The following is a 17,596-nucleotide window of genomic DNA, read 5'->3' on the forward strand; positions in this document are numbered from 1 at the left end:
CAATTGAACGCCCTGCAGAATCGGATAATCATGCCGATAACTCAACTAACGCAGGGCTGTTTATCGTGAATTCACTCTATACCGCTGAAGGTGTAATGGATAAACACTCGCTGTGGCAGCGTTATGTCCCGCTGGTGCGTCACGAAGCATTGCGCCTCCAGGTGCGTTTGCCGGCGAGCGTGGAACTGGACGATCTGCTACAGGCGGGCGGTATCGGGTTATTGAATGCAGTTGACCGATACGACGCTCTGCAAGGAACGGCATTTACCACTTACGCAGTTCAGCGTATTCGTGGTGCGATGCTGGACGAGCTGCGCAGCCGGGACTGGGTGCCGCGCAGTGTTCGCCGCAACGCGCGCGAAGTGGCGCATGCGATGGGGCAGCTGGAACAGGAACTGGGACGCAACGCGACGGAAACGGAAGTGGCGGAACGGCTTGGTATTCCTGTTGAAGAGTATCGTCAGATGTTGCTCGATACCAATAATAGCCAACTCTTCTCTTATGACGAGTGGCGCGAAGAGCATGGCGATAGCATCGAGCTGGTGACGGATGAGCATCAGCAAGAAAACCCGTTACACCATTTAATGGAAGGTAATTTACGCCAGCGCGTGATGGAAGCCATTGAAGCTTTGCCAGAGCGCGAACAGCTGGTGTTAACCCTCTATTATCAGGAAGAGCTTAATCTCAAAGAGATTGGCGCTGTTCTGGAAGTGGGAGAGTCGCGGGTAAGCCAGTTGCACAGCCAGGCCATTAAACGCTTACGAACCAAGCTGGGTAAGTTATAGGTGATTGATTCACCTGAAAAATGCCGCACAACGTATTGACAACCAGGAGTTATCATGACGGTGCAGCAATCTAAAAAACGGCCTTTAAGCCGCTACCTGAAAGACTTTAAACACAGCCAGACGCATTGCGCCCACTGTAACAAGTTACTCGATCGTATCACGCTGGTTCGTCGTGGCGAAATCGTCAATAAAATTGCGATTTCTCGTCTCGACACGTTGATGGACGAAGCCGCGTGGCTCGAAGAGCAGAAAGAGTGGGTGGCGCTTTGCCGTTTCTGTGGCGATCTCCACTGCAAAGAGCAAAGCGACTTCTTCGATATTATCGGTTTCAAACAGTTCCTGTTTGAACAGACCGAGATGAGTCACGGGACCGTTCGCGAATACGTAGTTCGCCTGCGTCGCCTCGGGCAACATCTGACCGTGAATAACATTTCCCGCGATCTGCTCAAGACCGGCTATCTGGATGAAAACCTGGAGCCGTGGCTGCCTGCGACCAGTACCAATAACTACCGTATTGCGCTGCGCAAGTACGCACAATATAAGGTCCAAATGCCGGCGGCGGTAAAGCAGAAAGCCCACGCCGGGACAACTTCTGATATATATTAAAAAAGAATAAGATGTAGCGCAGTCGCCTTTGACCTTGCAGGCGATTTCTCTACACTACACAAAAATTCCACTATATCGGGGTACTTATGAAATTAGCACTTCTGGGTCGTCAGGCGCTGATGGGCGTTATGGCCGTTGCGCTGGTCGCGGGAATGAGCGTGAAAACCTTCGCCGCAGAGAACCTGCTTAACAAAGTGAAAGAGCGCGGTACGCTGTTGGTCGGGCTGGAAGGAACCTATCCTCCGTTCAGCTTCCAGGGTGATGACGGTAAACTGACCGGTTTCGAAGTGGAATTTGCAGAAGAACTGGCGAAACACCTTGGCGTGAAAGCGTCCCTGAAACCGACCAAATGGGACGGTATGCTGGCGTCGCTGGATTCCAAACGTATTGATGTGGTGATTAACCAGGTGACCATTTCTGACGAGCGTAAGAAGAAGTATGACTTCTCCACGCCGTACACCGTGTCCGGTATCCAGGCGCTGGTGAAGAAAGGCAACGAAGGCTCAATCAAAACGGCCGCGGATCTGAAAGGTAAAAAAGTCGGTGTCGGTCTGGGAACCAACTACGAAGAGTGGCTGCGCCAGAACGTTCAGGGTGTGGATATCCGCACCTATGATGATGACCCGACAAAATACCAGGATCTCCGCGTTGGCCGTATCGATGCCATCCTGGTTGACCGTCTGGCGGCACTGGATCTGGTGAAGAAAACCAACAACACCCTGGCGGTCGCCGGTGATGCGTTCTCTCGTCAGGAATCCGGGGTTGCTGTCCGTAAAGGTAATGAAGACCTGGTCAAGGCGATCGACTCCGCCATTGCGGATATGCAAAAAGACGGCAGCCTGAAAGCGCTTTCTGAGAAGTGGTTTGGGGCAGACGTCACCAAATAAGTCTTTGACGTTAAAAAAAGGCGCTTTTAAAAGCGCCTTTTTTATTTCTTACGCGTCTGCGTGCATAATGAAAAATATCACATTTTGTCTGAGTTACCGGAGAACCCATGTCACTACAGAATTTAACGCGCTTTCCCCGCCTGGAGTTTATCGGCGCGCCGACGCCGCTGGAGTATCTGCCGCGATTTTCTGACTATTTAGGACGCGATATTTTTATTAAGCGTGATGACGTGACGCCAATGGCGATGGGGGGCAATAAGCTGCGCAAACTGGAGTTTCTGGCGGCTGACGCGCTGCGTGAAGGGGCGGATACGCTCGTCACCGCAGGGGCGATTCAGTCCAACCACGTTCGCCAGACGGCGGCGGTGGCGGCAAAACTTGGGCTGCACTGCGTGGCGTTGCTGGAAAACCCAATCGGTACACGGGCAGAGAACTACCTGACCAACGGCAACCGTTTGCTGCTAGATCTCTTTAACGTGCAGGTTGAAATGGTCGATGCGTTGACCGACCCGACCGCACAGCTCGATGAGCTGGCCACACGCCTTGAAGCACAGGGCTTTCGTCCGTATGTCATTCCGGTGGGCGGCTCGAATGCGCTGGGTGCGATGGGGTATGTGGAAAGCGCGCTGGAGATTGCTCAGCAGTGCGAAGGGGCGGTGAGCCTCTCGTCAGTGGTGGTTGTCTCTGGCAGTGCAGGTACGCACGCGGGGCTGGCCGTCGGGCTGGAGCACCTGCTGCCGGACGTTGAGCTGATTGGTGTGACGGTATCGCGCAGCGTTGCAGATCAGAAACCCAAAGTGCTGAGCTTGCAGCAGGCGGTGGCAGAGCAGCTGGAGCTGAAGGCAAAGGCCGATATTCTGCTCTGGGACGACTATTTTGCGCCGGGTTACGGCACACCGAACGAAGAGGGAATGGAAGCGGTTAAACTGCTGGCGCGCCTTGAAGGCATACTGCTGGATCCGGTCTATACGGGCAAAGCGATGGCCGGGCTTATTGATGGCATTGCGCAGAAACGCTTTAAGGATGAAGGCCCGATTTTATTTGTGCACACCGGCGGCGCGCCCGCGCTGTTTGCCTATCATCCTCATGTCTAAAAATCAGGTCGAAAAATAATAATGCAAGAAAGTATTCAACTGGTTATCGATTCGCTGCCGTTCCTGCTGAAAGGCGCGGTGTTCACCTTACAGCTCAGTATTGGTGGCATGTTCTTCGGCCTGGTACTCGGGTTTGTGCTGGCCTTAATGCGTATGTCGCCCGTCTGGCCGGTGCGCTGGCTGGCTCGCTTTTATATCTCTGTGTTTCGCGGTACGCCGCTTATCGCGCAGCTCTTTATGATCTACTACGGTTTACCGCAGTTCGGGATTGAACTGGACCCGATCCCGGCAGCGATGATTGGTCTGTCGCTTAATACGGCGGCGTATACCTCGGAAACCCTGCGTGCGGCAATTTCGTCGATTGATAAAGGGCAGTGGGAAGCCGCAGCCAGTATCGGTATGACACCGTGGCAAACCTTGCGCCGGGCCATTCTGCCGCAGGCGGCGCGGGTGGCGTTGCCGCCGCTCAGCAACAGCTTTATCAGCCTGGTGAAAGACACCTCGCTGGCGGCGACGATTCAGGTGCCGGAGCTGTTCCGTCAGGCGCAGCTTATCACCTCGCGCACGCTTGAAGTGTTTACCATGTATCTCGCTGCCTCGCTGATCTACTGGGTGATGGCAACGGTGCTGTCTGCCCTGCAAAACTATTTTGAAAACCAGCTTAACCGCCAGGAGCGTGATCCAAAATGAGTGCTATCGACGTTAAAAACCTGGTGAAGAAATTCCACGGGCAAACGGTGCTCCACGGGATCGATCTGGAGGTGGAGCAGGGTGAAGTGGTGGCGATTATCGGCCCGAGCGGCTCAGGAAAAACCACGCTGCTGCGCAGCATTAACCTGCTTGAACAGCCGGAGGGAGGCACCATTCGGGTTGGGGAGATCACCATTGATACCGGTAAATCCATCAGCCAGCAAAAAGGCCTGATCCGCCAGCTGCGCCAGCACGTGGGGTTTGTTTTCCAGAGCTTCAATCTGTTCCCGCACCGGACGGTGCTGGAGAACATTATTGAAGGTCCGGTGATTGTGAAAGGTGAACCAAAAGAGGAAGCCACGGCACGCGCGCGTGAACTGCTTGCCAAAGTGGGGCTGGCAGGGAAAGAGACCAGCTACCCGCGTCGTCTTTCGGGCGGGCAACAGCAGCGTGTGGCGATAGCCCGCGCGCTGGCAATGCGCCCGGATGTGATCCTCTTTGACGAACCCACTTCTGCGCTCGATCCTGAGCTGGTGGGCGAGGTGCTTAACACTATTCGTCAGCTGGCACAGGAAAAACGCACCATGGTCATTGTGACTCACGAAATGAGCTTTGCCCGTGACGTCGCCGACCGGGCTATTTTCATGGATCAAGGGCGGATTGTGGAGCAGGGGCCGGCAAAAAATTTATTTGCCAACCCGCAGCAGCCGCGAACCCGTCAATTCCTTGAAAAATTCCTTATGCAGTAGCATTTTTGCACGCATTTGCTCCAGATTTTTCTTCTGGAGCAAATTATTCTCTCGCGGTTTCGTCTGCTATGTTTTTTTATTCCGCTCAGTACAGATAAACCTTATCAAAACTAAAGTTAATTGTGCTATTGCCGATATTTTGTGGTTAGAAATAAGTTTTATGTGTTAGGTTATATTCACCTTAATAATGAATATCATTTCAGAGGCTTCATTTAGTAAGTATGAAGGATTCAGACTTTTTCACCTGGCGACGGGATTGCTTCCTCCGGTTTCAGGCACTGACCAGTGCCAGTGAGGTATATCAGGAACTACAGCGACAAACTCAGGCGCTCGAATTTGATTATTACGCACTCTGTGTACGCCATCCTGTGCCATTTACGCGCCCCAGGATATCTGTACACGCCACGTATCCACAACGGTGGATGGCGCAATATCAGTCAGAGAATTATTTCGCCATTGATCCGGTGCTCAAACCGGAGAATTTCATTCAGGGCCATTTACCCTGGACGGATGAATTATTCGCGGATGCTGAGGCATTATGGAATGGCGCACGCGACCATGGCTTGCGTAAGGGAATAACACAGTGCCTGATGCTGCCAAATCACGCGCTCGGTTTCCTGTCCGTTTCGTGTACCAGCGTTCAGGCGGGCGCGGTCACCAGCGAAGAATTAGAGCTGCGGTTGCAGATGCTGCTGCAAATGGCGTTAACCAGCCTGCTGCGTTTTGAAGATGAGATGGTGATGCCACCCGAAATGAAATTCAGCAAACGTGAGCGGGAAATTCTGAAATGGACTGCGGAAGGGAAGACATCAGCGGAAATAGCGATCATTCTCTCTATCTCGGAGAATACCGTTAACTTCCATCAGAAGAATATGCAGAAGAAATTCAACGCGCCAAACAAGACGCAGATTGCGTGTTACGCGGCGGCGACAGGGTTAATCTGAGCAGAGAGAACGTTCTGCGTGCCAGACGAGATAACGGCTGAATGCAACACATTCAGCCGTTTTTTTACTGACGGTAGGCTTGTTTAATTTGCTTAACGGTATTGGCAAATACCGCTGACTCAGCCTGGTTTTCCATCTGCGCGATTTGCTTTTCCATTTTAATGATCACACGTCCGGCGTCAGCCTGACCCATTGCCTGTAACATCAGCGTCAGCAGGGCTTTCAGGCAGTTGACTTCCTGGGCCAGTTCCTGGCTATTCTCCGCAGTTGCAAATTCAGGTGTGCTCATTTATTTTCCTCGTTATAAAACAGCGCTCGCGCGCGATGATGCAAGTCAAGGCGGCGGAGTATACCACAAGCTGTTCCAAAAAATGCAGCGGTTGTTTTTCATACTTTTCCGCAGGGTGTTTATTTGCATAAACACCGCGTGCCAGTAAACTGTACAGGGTCGAAGATTATTAATTGTTTATGGCCGGTTCGCTTGCCGTTAATTATTGTTACAAAAATTTGAGAACTGTTTTTTTGACCGTGACGGGGCAGCGATTTTTGTAACCTTTTGAATACAGATGCTTAAAAAAAGCCGTACAAGCGCTCACCGCGCGGGCTTTCTTTCCAGCATCTGTACAGGCTAATTTCCAAAAACGCGAGCGAAATCGAATAGCCGGTTTTTTAACGTTTTAATCTTGTGAGGAAAAACGTTAATATAAAGCCAATTATCACTCAGTAGCGTTATCCCTATTCTGGAGACATTCCCTTTGATCAACGTCCTTCTTGTTGATGACCACGAACTGGTGCGCGCAGGGATACGACGCATTCTTGAAGATATAAAAGGTATTAAAGTTGCCGGTGAGGCGTGCTGTGGCGAAGATGCCGTTAAATGGTGCCGCACCAATTCAGCCGATGTGGTGCTGATGGATATGAACATGCCCGGTATCGGTGGGCTTGAAGCAACACGCAAAATCGCGCGTACCTTTGTTGACACAAAAGTCATCATGCTGACCGTACATACCGAAAACCCGCTTCCTGCGAAGGTGATGCAGGCAGGGGCGGCAGGTTACCTCAGTAAAGGCGCCGCGCCGCAGGAAGTGGTGAATGCGATTCGTTCCGTCTTTGCCGGCCAGCGTTACATTGCTTCCGACATTGCGCAACAAATGGCGCTGAGCCAGATTGAGCCGGAGAAAACCGAATCTCCGTTTGCCAGTTTGTCTGAGCGTGAATTGCAGATTATGCTGATGATCACCAAAGGCCAGAAGGTAAATGAGATCTCGGAGCAACTGAATCTCAGCCCGAAAACGGTGAACAGCTATCGTTATCGGATGTTCAGTAAACTGAACATCCACGGTGATGTTGAACTGACTCATCTTGCCATCCGTCATGGTCTGTGTAATGCGGAGACGTTATTAAGTCAGTGAGTGATGTATTTGATTCAAAAGCATTTCTGAAAACCGTGACCAGCCAGCCTGGCGTTTATCGCATGTATGACGCTGGCGGTACGGTTATCTACGTGGGGAAGGCGAAAGATCTCAAGAAACGCCTCTCCAGCTATTTTCGCAGCAACCTTGCCTCCCGTAAGACTGAAGCGCTGGTCGCGCTCATCCAGAATATTGATGTCACCGTCACCCATACGGAGACAGAAGCACTCCTGCTTGAGCACAACTATATTAAGCTCTATCAGCCGCGCTATAACGTTCTGCTGCGGGATGATAAATCCTACCCGTTTATTTTTCTGAGCGGTGATACCCATCCCCGGCTCGCGATGCACCGTGGTGCGAAACATGCGAAGGGTGAATACTTTGGGCCGTTTCCTAACGGCTATGCCGTGCGTGAGACGCTGGCGCTGCTGCAAAAAATCTTTCCTGTTCGTCAGTGCGAAAACAGTGTCTACCGTAACCGCTCGCGCCCGTGCCTGCAGTACCAGATTGGCCGCTGTCTGGGGCCCTGCGTCGCCGGGCTGGTGAGTGAAGAAGAGTACGCGCAGCAGGTTGAGTACGTGCGCCTGTTTTTAGCCGGTAAAGACGATCAGGTCCTTACCCAACTGATTGCCCGTATGGAGAAAGCCAGCGCCGCGCTGGAGTTTGAAGAGGCCGCGCGCATACGTGACCAGATTCAGGCGGTGCGCCGGGTGACGGAGAAACAGTTTGTTTCGAACACCGGTGACGATCTCGACGTGATCGGCGTTGCCTTTGATGCCGGTCTGGCTTGTGTGCATGTGCTGTTTATTCGTCAGGGCAAAGTGCTCGGCAGCCGCAGCTATTTCCCGAAAGTGCCAGGCGGTACGGAGCTGGGTGAAGTGGTTGAAACTTTTGTCGGCCAGTTTTATCTGCAGGGGAGCCAGATGCGCACGCTGCCGTCGGAGATCCTGCTTGATTTTAACCTTGCCGATAAAACCCTGCTGGCCGATTCTTTATCCGAGCTGGCGGGACGCCGGGTGAATGTCCAGACCAAACCGCGCGGCGACCGTGCGCGTTATCTGAAGCTGGCGCGTACCAATGCCGCGACAGCGCTCAGCACCAAACTTTCCCAGCAGTCGACGGTGAGCCAGCGTTTAACGGCCCTGGCGACGCTGCTGAAATTGCCGGAAGTGAAACGCATGGAGTGTTTCGACATCAGCCATACCATGGGGGAGCAGACCGTTGCCTCCTGCGTGGTGTTCGATGCGAACGGTCCGCTGCGTGCTGAGTATCGTCGCTACAACATCACCGGCATCACCCCGGGGGATGACTATGCGGCAATGAATCAGGTGCTGCGCCGTCGCTATGGTAAAGCCATTGAAGAGAGCAAGATCCCGGATGTGATCCTTATTGACGGCGGGAAAGGGCAGCTCGGGCAGGCGAAGGCGGTCTTTGAATCCCTGGATGTAAGCTGGGATAAAAACCATCCCCTGCTGTTGGGGGTGGCAAAAGGGGCCGATCGTAAAGCCGGGCTGGAGACGCTGTTCTTCGAGCCGGAAGGTGAGGGCTTTAGCCTGCCGCCGGATTCCCCGGCGCTGCATGTTATTCAGCATATTCGCGATGAGTCACACGATCACGCCATTAGCGGTCACCGAAAAAAACGGGCGAAGGTGAAAAACACCAGCACGCTGGAGACCATTGAAGGCGTTGGGCCAAAACGTCGCCAGATGCTGCTGAAGTATATGGGCGGATTGCAAGGATTACTCAACGCCAGCATGGAGGAAATTGCAAAAGTGCCGGGTATTTCGCAAGGGCTGGCAGAAAAGATCTACTACTCGTTGAAACATTGAGGGCTCTGTAGCAACATAGAGCTAAATTTTACTGACAACAAATAGTTACCGTCATTATGCAATATAACATCCCTACGTTGCTCACTCTCTTTCGCGTCGTGCTTATCCCGTTCTTTGTACTCGCGTTTTATCTGCCGTTTGTCTGGGCCCCTTTTGCCTGCGCGCTGATTTTCCTTGTTGCCGCGGTCACCGACTGGTTTGATGGTTATCTGGCGCGCCGCTGGAACCAAAGCACCCGTTTTGGTGCTTTCCTCGATCCGGTGGCCGATAAAGTGATGGTGGCTATTGCCATGGTGCTGGTGGCTGAACATTACCACACCTGGTGGGTGACACTGCCAGCCGCCACCATGATTGGACGCGAGATCATCATCTCTGCACTGCGTGAATGGATGGCTGAACTGGGTAAACGCAGCAGCGTGGCGGTATCCTGGATCGGTAAAGTGAAAACCACCGCGCAAATGGCGGCGCTGGTCTGGATGCTGTGGCGTCCGAACGCCTGGGTAGAGTGGGCGGGAATCGGCCTACTGTGGGTTGCCGCGGTGCTGACCCTGTGGTCAATGCTGCAATATTTGAACGCGGCGCGCGGAGATTTGCTTGAACAGTGATCGTTTCGCCGTAATTTTCAGCAAACGATCCGGGGATGCAAAAAATAACGTTGACTCATCACGTCATATCAGTAGAATGCAACGCATCGAACGGCGGCACAGTTAGCCGGACGATAATGAAATCAAGTGGTTAGCAGTTAACTTGATGACATGCGGGAATAGCTCAGTTGGTAGAGCACGACCTTGCCAAGGTCGGGGTCGCGAGTTCGAGTCTCGTTTCCCGCTCCAGATTAAAGACATGCGCGATAGCGGGTGTCAGTTTGAAAAAGTTTTACGGCGCGTTAGCAAAGCGGTTATGTAGCGGATTGCAAATCCGTCTAGTCCGGTTCGACTCCGGAACGCGCCTCCACTTTCTTCCCGAGCCCGGATGGTGGAATCGGTAGACACAAGGGATTTAAAATCCCTCGGCGTTCGCGCTGTGTGGGTTCAAGTCCCACTCCGGGTACCATGGGAAACAAAGAATAATCAAAGCAATAAGCAGTGTCGTGAAACCGCCCCTTAAGGCGGTTTTTTTATTTCTTTCACAATGCGCTAATCAATATCTCTTTGTTCGTATGATGGCGATCAGCCATATACATGCAGTAGTTACTGCAATCGCTATCAAATAGAGAATTAATGTGTAGTAATCCAGAAAATCCTCTTCGATAACAAACCCATACTTTTCTACATACCAGTCATATAGCTCCAAATCAGGCGTGAAGTAACAGAATATACAGTAAAGAATGCTTAAGAAGCTCAATTCGGCAAGCCAGATAAGCACTGAGTGAACGGGTTTCATCAGTAGACCTGTATAGTGCCAAATGCACGTAGTTGAGGGGTGATCATCGTTGATGGGGTTCTGACAAGCGCTCTCCAAAGCACCATATAATCATTGAGAGAGACAAGCGTTATACACCCATCACTGTTGCCACTGCTTCCTGCCGGGTGTAGACGAAATGATCCTCGCTCAACTTTATTTATAAAAGTAGTGTCATCAATCCGTTCATCTTCACGCAAGAGTGCAAACCATAAGTCACGGTCCGATCCGCTTCGAATTGATTTCATCCAATTTCTGGTACGGTTTTTAAGATTACCCCGAGATCTTACAACAATGTAATAATTACCCGGAGGAAGAGGCCCCCTTTTGGCGATTGCTATAGAATCTGGGTTGTTTCTGTGCTTCCCTTTATTGCCTGAATAGGCGGCGAAAAAACCCACACCAGGACAACTTAGTGACGATAGCTGCCCATTATTCATATGAAAATAGCAACGGATCATCTGTCTGCCCAAGAATCAGTAAAAATAATATTGCCGTCGCAGTGCTTCCAGGTTATGCGTTCATAACGCAAAGATATGCTTTCAAGATGGTTGTGCTTTTCAGTCGTAGGATCTTTCACATCGTGCATGACGGGGCATACAGACACTACCTTTACCCCTTCAAGATACATATTGAAGTATTCAACTTCCTGCCCAGCGTCGTTAATTCTGTACCACTTAAATTCCGCTGATTGTAACGTTTGCCCATGCGCCACAGCTTTATAAAGATATGGGCTTGATGAATCGAATTCTTTTTCAAAATTTAATGCGGAGTGAACTCGTGTACCTGTGATTTTTCCGGTTGCGCTATCAGTAGGAAGGTGCAAACCATGTCCAAATCCAAGAACTTCAATACTACCTTCACGGTGCTGAACATCTACAGAACCTGTAATGTTTGCACCGCCGTCATCTTTAAGCCAAAGATATGCGGGTATAGCCATTCTGAAAGCTCCTTTTCAGTGAGTTTGACGTGATTGTCAGAGACTAATAAATCAACAAACTCAGGCCGTCTCAAGGCATTGCGTGCTATACCTGTCGTGAATATCTCATTGTTATTTATATGAAATTACTTTTAATGATTCCTTTCATATCAAATCACACCCCGCCCAAATACGCCTTCCTCACCTCCTGATTCCCCAGTAACTCTTCTCCGCTGCCGCTCAGGCGGATCTGCCCGTTAACCATCACGTAGCCGCGGTCAGAAAGCTTCAGCGCGTGGTGCGCATTCTGCTCCACCAGAAAAATGGTCATCCCGTTGCGGGCCAGTTCGCGCAGCGTCTGAAAGATCTGTTTCACCACAATCGGCGCCAGGCCGAGGCTGGGTTCATCCAGAAGCAGGAGTTTAGGGCGGCTCATCAGCGCCCGGGCGATAGCCAGCATCTGCTGTTCCCCGCCGGACATGGTCATCGCGCGCTGTTTACGCCGCTCTTTGAGGCGAGGGAAGAGGTCAAACATGGTGTGCATATCTTCCGTTGCAAACTGGCTGCCAATGGGGATGGTCCCCATCAGCAGGTTCTCCTCCACGGTCATATCGGGAAAAATGCGTCGTCCTTCCGGCGCCTGGGCAATGCCTTCGGAGGCGACATAGTGGGTCGATTTATGGCTAATGTCCTCTCCGCAAAACACGATCTGCCCGCTGCGAATACGCGGCTGGCCGAAGATAGACATCAGTAATGTCGATTTACCCGCGCCGTTAGCGCCTATCAGCGCCACGGTTTCCCCTTTGTTTACTTCAAGTGTTACCTGTTTCAGCGCCTGGATCACGCCGTAAAACACGTCCACCTCGCGAAAGGCCAGCATCGGTTCGCTCATAGATTGACCTCGCTTTCATCGGTGCCCAGATATGCGGCGATCACTTTTTCATCATGCTGGATCTGCTCGGGTTTTCCCCTCGCGATGACGTCTCCATGGTCGAGCACAATGATGTCGTCCGAAATCTCCATCACCATTCCCATATCGTGTTCAATCAACAGTACCGTAATGCCGTGGTGGTCGCGCAGAAAACGGATGATGTTGCTCAGCTTGTGCGTTTCAACCGGGTTGAGCCCGGCGGCGGGTTCATCCAGACAGATCATCTCTGGTCCGGTGCACATGGCGCGCGCGATTTCCAGACGCCGCTGCTGGCCGTAGGACATCTCGCCCGCCAGGCGATTGGCACACTCCACAAGATCCACCACCTCAAGCCAGTAGAAGGCCCTGTCCAGGGCGTCGCTCTCTGCCCGTCGGTAAGCGGGGGTATTGAGGATCCCGGCGAGCAAATTACGGTTAACGCGCATATGCTGTGCGACCAGCAGGTTTTCCACGACCGACATCTCGCGGAACAGACGAATGTTCTGGAAGGTGCGTGCCAGCCCGGCGCGGTTAACCAGATGCGTCCCGCCAAACATCTTATAGAAAAGGCGCTGCCCCAACTGTGCAGGGTGAATCCAGTCGTCCGGCTGGAATTTTTGCCCGAGTACCTGAATGACGTTGGTCGTTCTGTTGCGTGCATTAAACAGAATGTTCCCGCCGGACGCTTTATAGAAGCCGGTCAGGCAGTTAAAGACGGTGGTTTTGCCAGCGCCGTTTGGGCCGATAAGGGCGGTAATCGAACCGCGCTGCACGTCGAGATTGACGTCATTAAGCGCCTTGATCCCGCCAAAATGCATCATCAGGTGCTCTACGCTTAAAATCGTTCCGTTCATGGCGCCACGCCCTTACGCACGGCAAACCCGCTGCGGTTAATGCGGATCAACCCGCGCGGACGCCAGATCATCATCACCACCATCAGCATGCCAAACAGCAGGACGCGATACTCAGCAAAGCTGCGCAACAGCTCGGGTGTCACGGTGAGCACAAAGGCTGCCAGTACGACTCCGAGCGTAGAGCCCATGCCGCCCAGTACCACGATGGCGAGGATCAGCGCAGATTCAAAAAAGGTGAATGAGGTTGGATTCACAAAACCCTGATAGGTGGCAAAGAACACGCCCGCAATCCCGGCCGTTGACGCGCCCAGCGTAAAGGCCGAAAGCTTAACCAGCACATGGTTGAGGCCCATGGAGCGGCAGGCGATTTCATCTTCCCGCAGGGCTTCCCATGCCCGGCCAATTGGCATTCGTGTCAGGCGATGCTTGATATAAAGCACCAGCAGCACCACCAGAAACAGCACCGCGTAAATAAAGATAAACTTCATATTCGGGTTGTACGTCAGATGGAAAAATTCATGAAATGGCACGCCACCTTCTTTGGCGCGTCGACCAAACTCCAGTCCGAAAAACGTAGGCGGCGGCGCTGACACGCCATTAGGCCCGCCGGTGAAGGTTAGCCAGTTGTTCAGCACCAGACGGATAATTTCCCCGAACCCGAGCGTCACAATCGCCAGGTAGTCGCCGTGCATGCGCAGCACCGGGAAGCCGAGCAGGGCACCGGCAGCCGCAGCCATAATTGCCGCCAGCGGCAGCATGCTCCAGAATCCGAGTCCCAGATATTGATACCCCAACGCCAGCCCGTAAGCGCCGATGGCGTAGAAGGCGACATACCCCAGATCCAGCAGTCCGGCCAGACCCACGACGATATTCAGGCCGAGGCCGAGCAGGACGTAAATCAGACCGAGGATAGCAACCGTCAGCAGGTATTTGGTGGCGACGAACGGGAAGCAGATCGCAAGGGCGATCGCCAGAGGAATAACCCAGCGCAGACGGCTTTTGTATTCCGGCGGGCGAACATATACCCCCGCGCTGTCGGCTTCGAACCGCGCCTGAAAACGGGCCCCGGCAGCGGTACTTAAAAAAACGCTCAGCAGAAAACGCCCAACCATCACTGTGCCGACCATCCAGGCCAGGCGCTGTCCGGCAAAGTTAAAGCTATATCCGTCCAGCACCACGCCCGCAATCGGGCCAAAAATAATCAATGCGATCAGCCCGGAAAACATCGCGTCCAGCAGGCAGCGCTTGAGGGAGAAACCGTTTGATGTCATCGTTTTCTCCTTCACACTTTGGCCACGACAGGGCGGCCGAGCAGCCCCTGAGGGCGGAAAATCAGGATCATGACCAGCAGCCCAAACGAGAACACATCTTTGTAGTCCGAGTTCACCATGCCGGAAAATTGACCTTCGGCCACCCCCAGAATCAGCCCGCCGAGCATCGCGCCGGGCAAAGAGCCGATCCCTCCTAGCACCGCAGCGGTAAAGGCTTTGATACCAATCACAAACCCGACGTAGAAATCAAAGGTGCCGTAATTCATGGTAATGAGCACCCCCGCCAGACCGGCCATTGCCGCGCCGATGACAAATACCAGAGAAATAATCCTGTCGGTATTTATCCCCAGAATGGAGGCCATTTTTCGATCCTGTTGTACCGCACGACACATGCGTCCCAGCCGGGTATGGCTGATAATCCAGGTGAGCAATAACATCCCGGCGAAGGAGGCGACCAGAATGAATACTTTGGTATAGGTAATCTGCACGAACCCCTCTCCCAGATGCAGACGAATCACGCCGTCCAGCATGGTGGGAACCCCTTGCTGACGCGGCCCCTGGCTCAGTTGCGCGTAATTTTGCAGGATAAGCGACATGCCGATGGCGGAGATCAGCGGCGCCAGACGGGTGGAGTTGCGTAGCGGTTTATAGGCAATGCGCTCGATGGTCCAGCCATACACTCCGGTGACCACGATGGTGAATACCAGCGTGCCGAGGATCAGTAGAGGGAACGACTGCAGGCCGAAGAAGGAGAGCAGCGCCAGGCCAATCGCGCAGAGATAGGCAGAGATCATATACACTTCGCCGTGGGCGAAGTTAATCATGCCGATGATGCCGTACACCATCGTATAACCGATGGCGATGAGTCCGTAGACGGAGCCCAGCGTTAAGCCATTAATTAACTGTTGCAGGAAGAATGTACTCATCTTAGCGCGCTCTTTATAACGGCCGCGCAAACCGCGCAGCCTGATGTGTTGTTTGCGTCGGCAGGCGGCCCTGCCGACGTTGAGCGTGACTCCGTCCCGTTACGGCACTTCCTTATACTTTCCTTTGTCGTCCCACTGATACACCACGTAGTCAGAGACTTTCAGATCGCCTTTGCTGTCCCAGGCTTTTTTGCCCATCACCGTATCGACGGAATTAGCCTTCAGCCATTCGCTGGCTTTGGCTGAGTCCTTGCCGCCCGTCGCCTTGAATGCCGCGGCGATAGCCTGCACGGAGGCATAGGAGTAGAGGGTGTATCCTTCCGGTTCGAATTTACCGGCGCGGAATTTCTCAATTACCGCTTTACCGTCCGGGATCAGGCGCGGATCTTTACCGAAGGTCATATAAATGCCGTTGGTATATTGGGGGCCTCCCGCCGCGGTCACCATCTCTTCGTTGACAATACAGTCGCCGGAGAAGAATTTTGCCTGCACGCCCTGTTCACGCATCTGGCGAACCAGCGGGCCGGCTTCAGGGTGACAGCCCCCGAAGAAGACGACATCCGGTTTTTGCGCCCCAATTTTGGTGACCAGGGCGTTAAAGTCTTTTTCACCGCGGGATAACCCTTCGTACATTACGTCCTGCACGCCGCGTTTTGCCAGTGCGGCTTTGGTGGCGTCCGCCAGCCCCTGACCGTAGGTGTCTTTGTCATGAATGATCACCACCCGTTTGGCTTTCAGCTTGTCGATAATGAAATCGCTGGCGACCTGACCCTGCTGGTCATCGCGGCCGCACATGCGGAACATATCGCTCATGCCGCGCTCGGTAATCTGCGGGTTGGTGGAGCCAGGCGTGATGGCGATGATCCCCGCGTCGCTGTACACCTCAGAGGCGGGCATGGTGGACGAGGAGCAGAAATGACCGACCACCGCGTTGACCTTATCCTGGTCGACTAAACGGTTGGCGACGGCAACGGCCTGCTTGGGCTCGCAGGCATCATCTCCCTGAACCAGCTTAATTTTTTCACCGTTGATCCCGCCTGCGGCGTTAATGTCCTCTGCTGCCTGTGTTGCGCCATGCCAGTACTGATCGCCGTAGGTGGCATTGGGGCCTGTAAATGGCCCGGCCACGCCAATGACAATATCTGCCCGGGCGGAAAATGCCGTCACCAGACAACCGGCCAACACAAGAGAAAGAGGAGTTCTGATTAATTTCAGCGACATTATTGTGTTCCTTAGCAATGAGGTTTTTGCACCACGGTGTAAACCCGAACGCCCGACGGCGCAGCCAATCAAAAACACGAGCGAGAAAAATGATTTTACGAACAAGATACGGTCAGCATCCTGCTTAATACGGCGAGGTTTCCATGCGCAGTGTCGCGTGCTGAAGATTAAGCAAAATCGTTGCCAGAATGGTTAACCTGTTGACGGCGTTGCGACATGTTGAGTATAGAGCGCCGTTGTACGCAGCCTTGCGGGACGCACTGAAATTACAGCGGAGATCACATCTCGTTAACAATAAAGCCCATAAGTTGTGCAAGGGTCACGATTTGCACGTTTTTGCAGCAATAATTCCCGTAACTTCCGCCGGGAAAGGCGTACGATATGTGCTAGGATCCTTTCCTTTTTGATCAGGAGTGTCAGCAATGACTGAAGGCCCATTAAATGAAAGCGAAATGGCGTGGCTGGAAGAGACGTTAATGTCTTACGGTCATGACGATGCGTCCGTGATTGACGTGTCCGAACTGGACGGCATGCTTACGGCAGTGCTTTCCGGCCCCGTGGTTGTCGAGCCAGACACCTGGCTGGTGGCGGTATGGGGCGGCGAGAAATATATCCCGCGCTGGAAAAACGATCGAGAAATGAACCGTTTTATCGATCTCTGCTTTAAGCATATGAACGACATTGCTGAGCGCCTGAGCGAATACCCGGATCAGTTTGAGCCGATGTTTGGTTATAACGACGTGGACGGCCAGAGCTACACCGTGGTGGAAGAGTGGTGTTATGGCTATATGCGCGGCGTGTCGTTGACCGACTGGTCTGCACTGCCAGAAGAGCTGAAAGCGGATCTGGATGTCATCGCGCTTCACGGCGCAGAAGAGAACAGCGAGAAGCTGGACGCGTTGAGCGAAGAGGAGTACATCGCCAGCATTGAGCGTATCCAGCCAGCGGCGCTGCGTTTGTACGACTACTGGTCTGCTAACCCACAGCAACCGGAAGCGAAGAAACCGATTGTTAACGGCACAAAAGTCGGGCGTAACGATCCGTGTCCGTGCGGCAGCGGGAAGAAGTTTAAGAGCTGTTGCTTACACTGATAAAAAA

General features: G+C 53.0%; 19 protein-coding genes and 3 tRNA genes. 14 read left to right on the forward strand and 8 right to left on the reverse strand.

From position 1 onward, the window contains the following. Window positions 1–65 precede the first annotated feature (65 nt). The 7 genes from ACMWKA_RS09540 (at window position 66) to sdiA (ending at window position 5,755) form a co-directional block, all read left to right on the forward strand. Entirely contained in the window at window positions 66–785 is a 720-nt protein-coding gene (locus ACMWKA_RS09540; protein ID WP_013096018.1) for an RNA polymerase sigma factor FliA, read from the forward strand. A 54-nt stretch (window positions 786–839) separates the two neighbouring features. After that, on the forward strand, window positions 840–1,391 hold the full coding sequence (gene fliZ / locus ACMWKA_RS09545; protein ID WP_414760153.1) for a flagella biosynthesis regulatory protein FliZ: 552 nt from the start codon (window positions 840–842) through the stop codon (window positions 1,389–1,391). Window positions 1,392–1,477: 86 nt separating this feature from the next. Beyond that, window positions 1,478–2,278, forward strand: coding sequence for a cystine ABC transporter substrate-binding protein (tcyJ, locus tag ACMWKA_RS09550; protein ID WP_013096020.1), 801 nt, complete (start codon window positions 1,478–1,480; stop codon window positions 2,276–2,278). A gap of 107 nt (window positions 2,279–2,385) precedes the next feature. Beyond that, window positions 2,386–3,372, forward strand: coding sequence for a D-cysteine desulfhydrase (gene dcyD / locus ACMWKA_RS09555; RefSeq protein ID WP_414760154.1), 987 nt, complete (start codon window positions 2,386–2,388; stop codon window positions 3,370–3,372). Between the two features lie 21 nt (window positions 3,373–3,393). After that, window positions 3,394–4,062 (forward strand): cystine ABC transporter permease, encoded by a 669-nt coding sequence (gene tcyL, locus ACMWKA_RS09560; RefSeq protein ID WP_013096022.1) that lies wholly within the window; start codon window positions 3,394–3,396, stop codon window positions 4,060–4,062. After that, window positions 4,059–4,811 carry an L-cystine ABC transporter ATP-binding protein TcyN gene (gene tcyN, locus ACMWKA_RS09565; protein WP_414760155.1) on the forward strand — a complete coding sequence of 251 codons (753 nt, stop codon included), beginning with the start codon at window positions 4,059–4,061 and terminating at the stop codon, window positions 4,809–4,811. Before tcyL ends, tcyN begins: the two co-directional genes overlap by 4 nt. Before the next feature lie 221 nt (window positions 4,812–5,032). Beyond that, a complete protein-coding gene (gene sdiA, locus ACMWKA_RS09570; protein WP_058650820.1) occupies window positions 5,033–5,755 on the forward strand; it encodes a transcriptional regulator SdiA in 723 nt (240 codons plus the stop codon). Window positions 5,756–5,819: 64 nt separating this feature from the next. On the opposite strand, the gene ACMWKA_RS09575 is transcribed toward sdiA, so the two are convergent. Next, entirely contained in the window at window positions 5,820–6,044 is a 225-nt protein-coding gene (locus tag ACMWKA_RS09575) for a DUF2594 family protein (protein WP_013096025.1), read from the reverse strand. Window positions 6,045–6,510: 466 nt separating this feature from the next. On the opposite strand from ACMWKA_RS09575, the gene uvrY reads away from it, so the two are divergent. The 6 genes from uvrY (at window position 6,511) to ACMWKA_RS09605 (ending at window position 10,049) form a co-directional block, all read left to right on the forward strand. Continuing rightward, window positions 6,511–7,167 (forward strand): UvrY/SirA/GacA family response regulator transcription factor, encoded by a 657-nt coding sequence (gene uvrY / locus ACMWKA_RS09580; RefSeq protein ID WP_013096026.1) that lies wholly within the window; start codon window positions 6,511–6,513, stop codon window positions 7,165–7,167. After that, window positions 7,164–8,996, forward strand: coding sequence for an excinuclease ABC subunit UvrC (gene uvrC / locus ACMWKA_RS09585; RefSeq protein WP_013096027.1), 1,833 nt, complete (start codon window positions 7,164–7,166; stop codon window positions 8,994–8,996). The genes uvrY and uvrC overlap by 4 nt, the downstream gene beginning before the upstream one ends. Window positions 8,997–9,052: 56 nt before the next feature. Then, window positions 9,053–9,601: a CDP-diacylglycerol--glycerol-3-phosphate 3-phosphatidyltransferase gene (gene pgsA, locus ACMWKA_RS09590; RefSeq protein ID WP_013096028.1), complete on the forward strand. Its 549-nt coding sequence runs from the start codon at window positions 9,053–9,055 to the stop codon at window positions 9,599–9,601. 152 nt (window positions 9,602–9,753) lie between these two features. After that, window positions 9,754–9,829 (forward strand) — tRNA-Gly (locus ACMWKA_RS09595). Between the two features lie 47 nt (window positions 9,830–9,876). Next, window positions 9,877–9,950: transfer RNA gene (locus ACMWKA_RS09600), tRNA-Cys, on the forward strand. A 12-nt stretch (window positions 9,951–9,962) separates the two neighbouring features. Continuing rightward, window positions 9,963–10,049: transfer RNA gene (locus ACMWKA_RS09605), tRNA-Leu, on the forward strand. Between the two features lie 329 nt (window positions 10,050–10,378). Here ACMWKA_RS09605 and ACMWKA_RS09610 read toward each other — a convergent pair. The 7 genes from ACMWKA_RS09610 to ACMWKA_RS09640 all read right to left on the reverse strand — a co-directional run bounded on the left by ACMWKA_RS09610 (window position 10,379) and on the right by ACMWKA_RS09640 (window position 16,498). Further along, a complete protein-coding gene (locus ACMWKA_RS09610; RefSeq protein ID WP_414760156.1) occupies window positions 10,379–10,858 on the reverse strand; it encodes a DUF2778 domain-containing protein in 480 nt (159 codons plus the stop codon). Next, window positions 10,855–11,337, reverse strand: a complete 483-nt coding sequence (locus tag ACMWKA_RS09615) for an Hcp family type VI secretion system effector (RefSeq protein ID WP_013096029.1) — start codon at window positions 11,335–11,337, stop codon at window positions 10,855–10,857. Before ACMWKA_RS09615 ends, ACMWKA_RS09610 begins: the two co-directional genes overlap by 4 nt. Before the next feature lie 154 nt (window positions 11,338–11,491). Next, window positions 11,492–12,208: an ABC transporter ATP-binding protein gene (locus ACMWKA_RS09620; protein ID WP_013096030.1), complete on the reverse strand. Its 717-nt coding sequence runs from the start codon at window positions 12,206–12,208 to the stop codon at window positions 11,492–11,494. Next, window positions 12,205–13,080 (reverse strand): ABC transporter ATP-binding protein, encoded by an 876-nt coding sequence (locus ACMWKA_RS09625; RefSeq protein WP_029882584.1) that lies wholly within the window; start codon window positions 13,078–13,080, stop codon window positions 12,205–12,207. The genes ACMWKA_RS09620 and ACMWKA_RS09625 overlap by 4 nt, the downstream gene beginning before the upstream one ends. Continuing rightward, the gene (gene livM, locus ACMWKA_RS09630) at window positions 13,077–14,351 is read right to left on the reverse strand and encodes a high-affinity branched-chain amino acid ABC transporter permease LivM (protein ID WP_414760157.1); all 1,275 of its coding nucleotides are present in this window, start codon (window positions 14,349–14,351) and stop codon (window positions 13,077–13,079) included. Before livM ends, ACMWKA_RS09625 begins: the two co-directional genes overlap by 4 nt. An 11-nt stretch (window positions 14,352–14,362) precedes the next feature. After that, window positions 14,363–15,277, reverse strand: a complete 915-nt coding sequence (locus ACMWKA_RS09635) for an ABC transporter permease subunit (protein ID WP_414760158.1) — start codon at window positions 15,275–15,277, stop codon at window positions 14,363–14,365. Between the two features lie 99 nt (window positions 15,278–15,376). Next, window positions 15,377–16,498, reverse strand: coding sequence for a branched-chain amino acid ABC transporter substrate-binding protein (locus ACMWKA_RS09640; RefSeq protein ID WP_029882586.1), 1,122 nt, complete (start codon window positions 16,496–16,498; stop codon window positions 15,377–15,379). 422 nt (window positions 16,499–16,920) lie between these two features. Here ACMWKA_RS09640 and ACMWKA_RS09645 point away from each other — a divergent pair, with 422 nt between their 5' ends. Next, a complete protein-coding gene (locus ACMWKA_RS09645; protein WP_029882587.1) occupies window positions 16,921–17,589 on the forward strand; it encodes a YecA family protein in 669 nt (222 codons plus the stop codon). Window positions 17,590–17,596 lie beyond the last annotated feature (7 nt).

It is taken from the genome of Enterobacter sp. 03-F-07-AD-ECC (assembly GCF_047530935.1).
GTDB classification, from domain to species: Bacteria; Pseudomonadota; Gammaproteobacteria; order Enterobacterales; family Enterobacteriaceae; genus Enterobacter; species Enterobacter cloacae.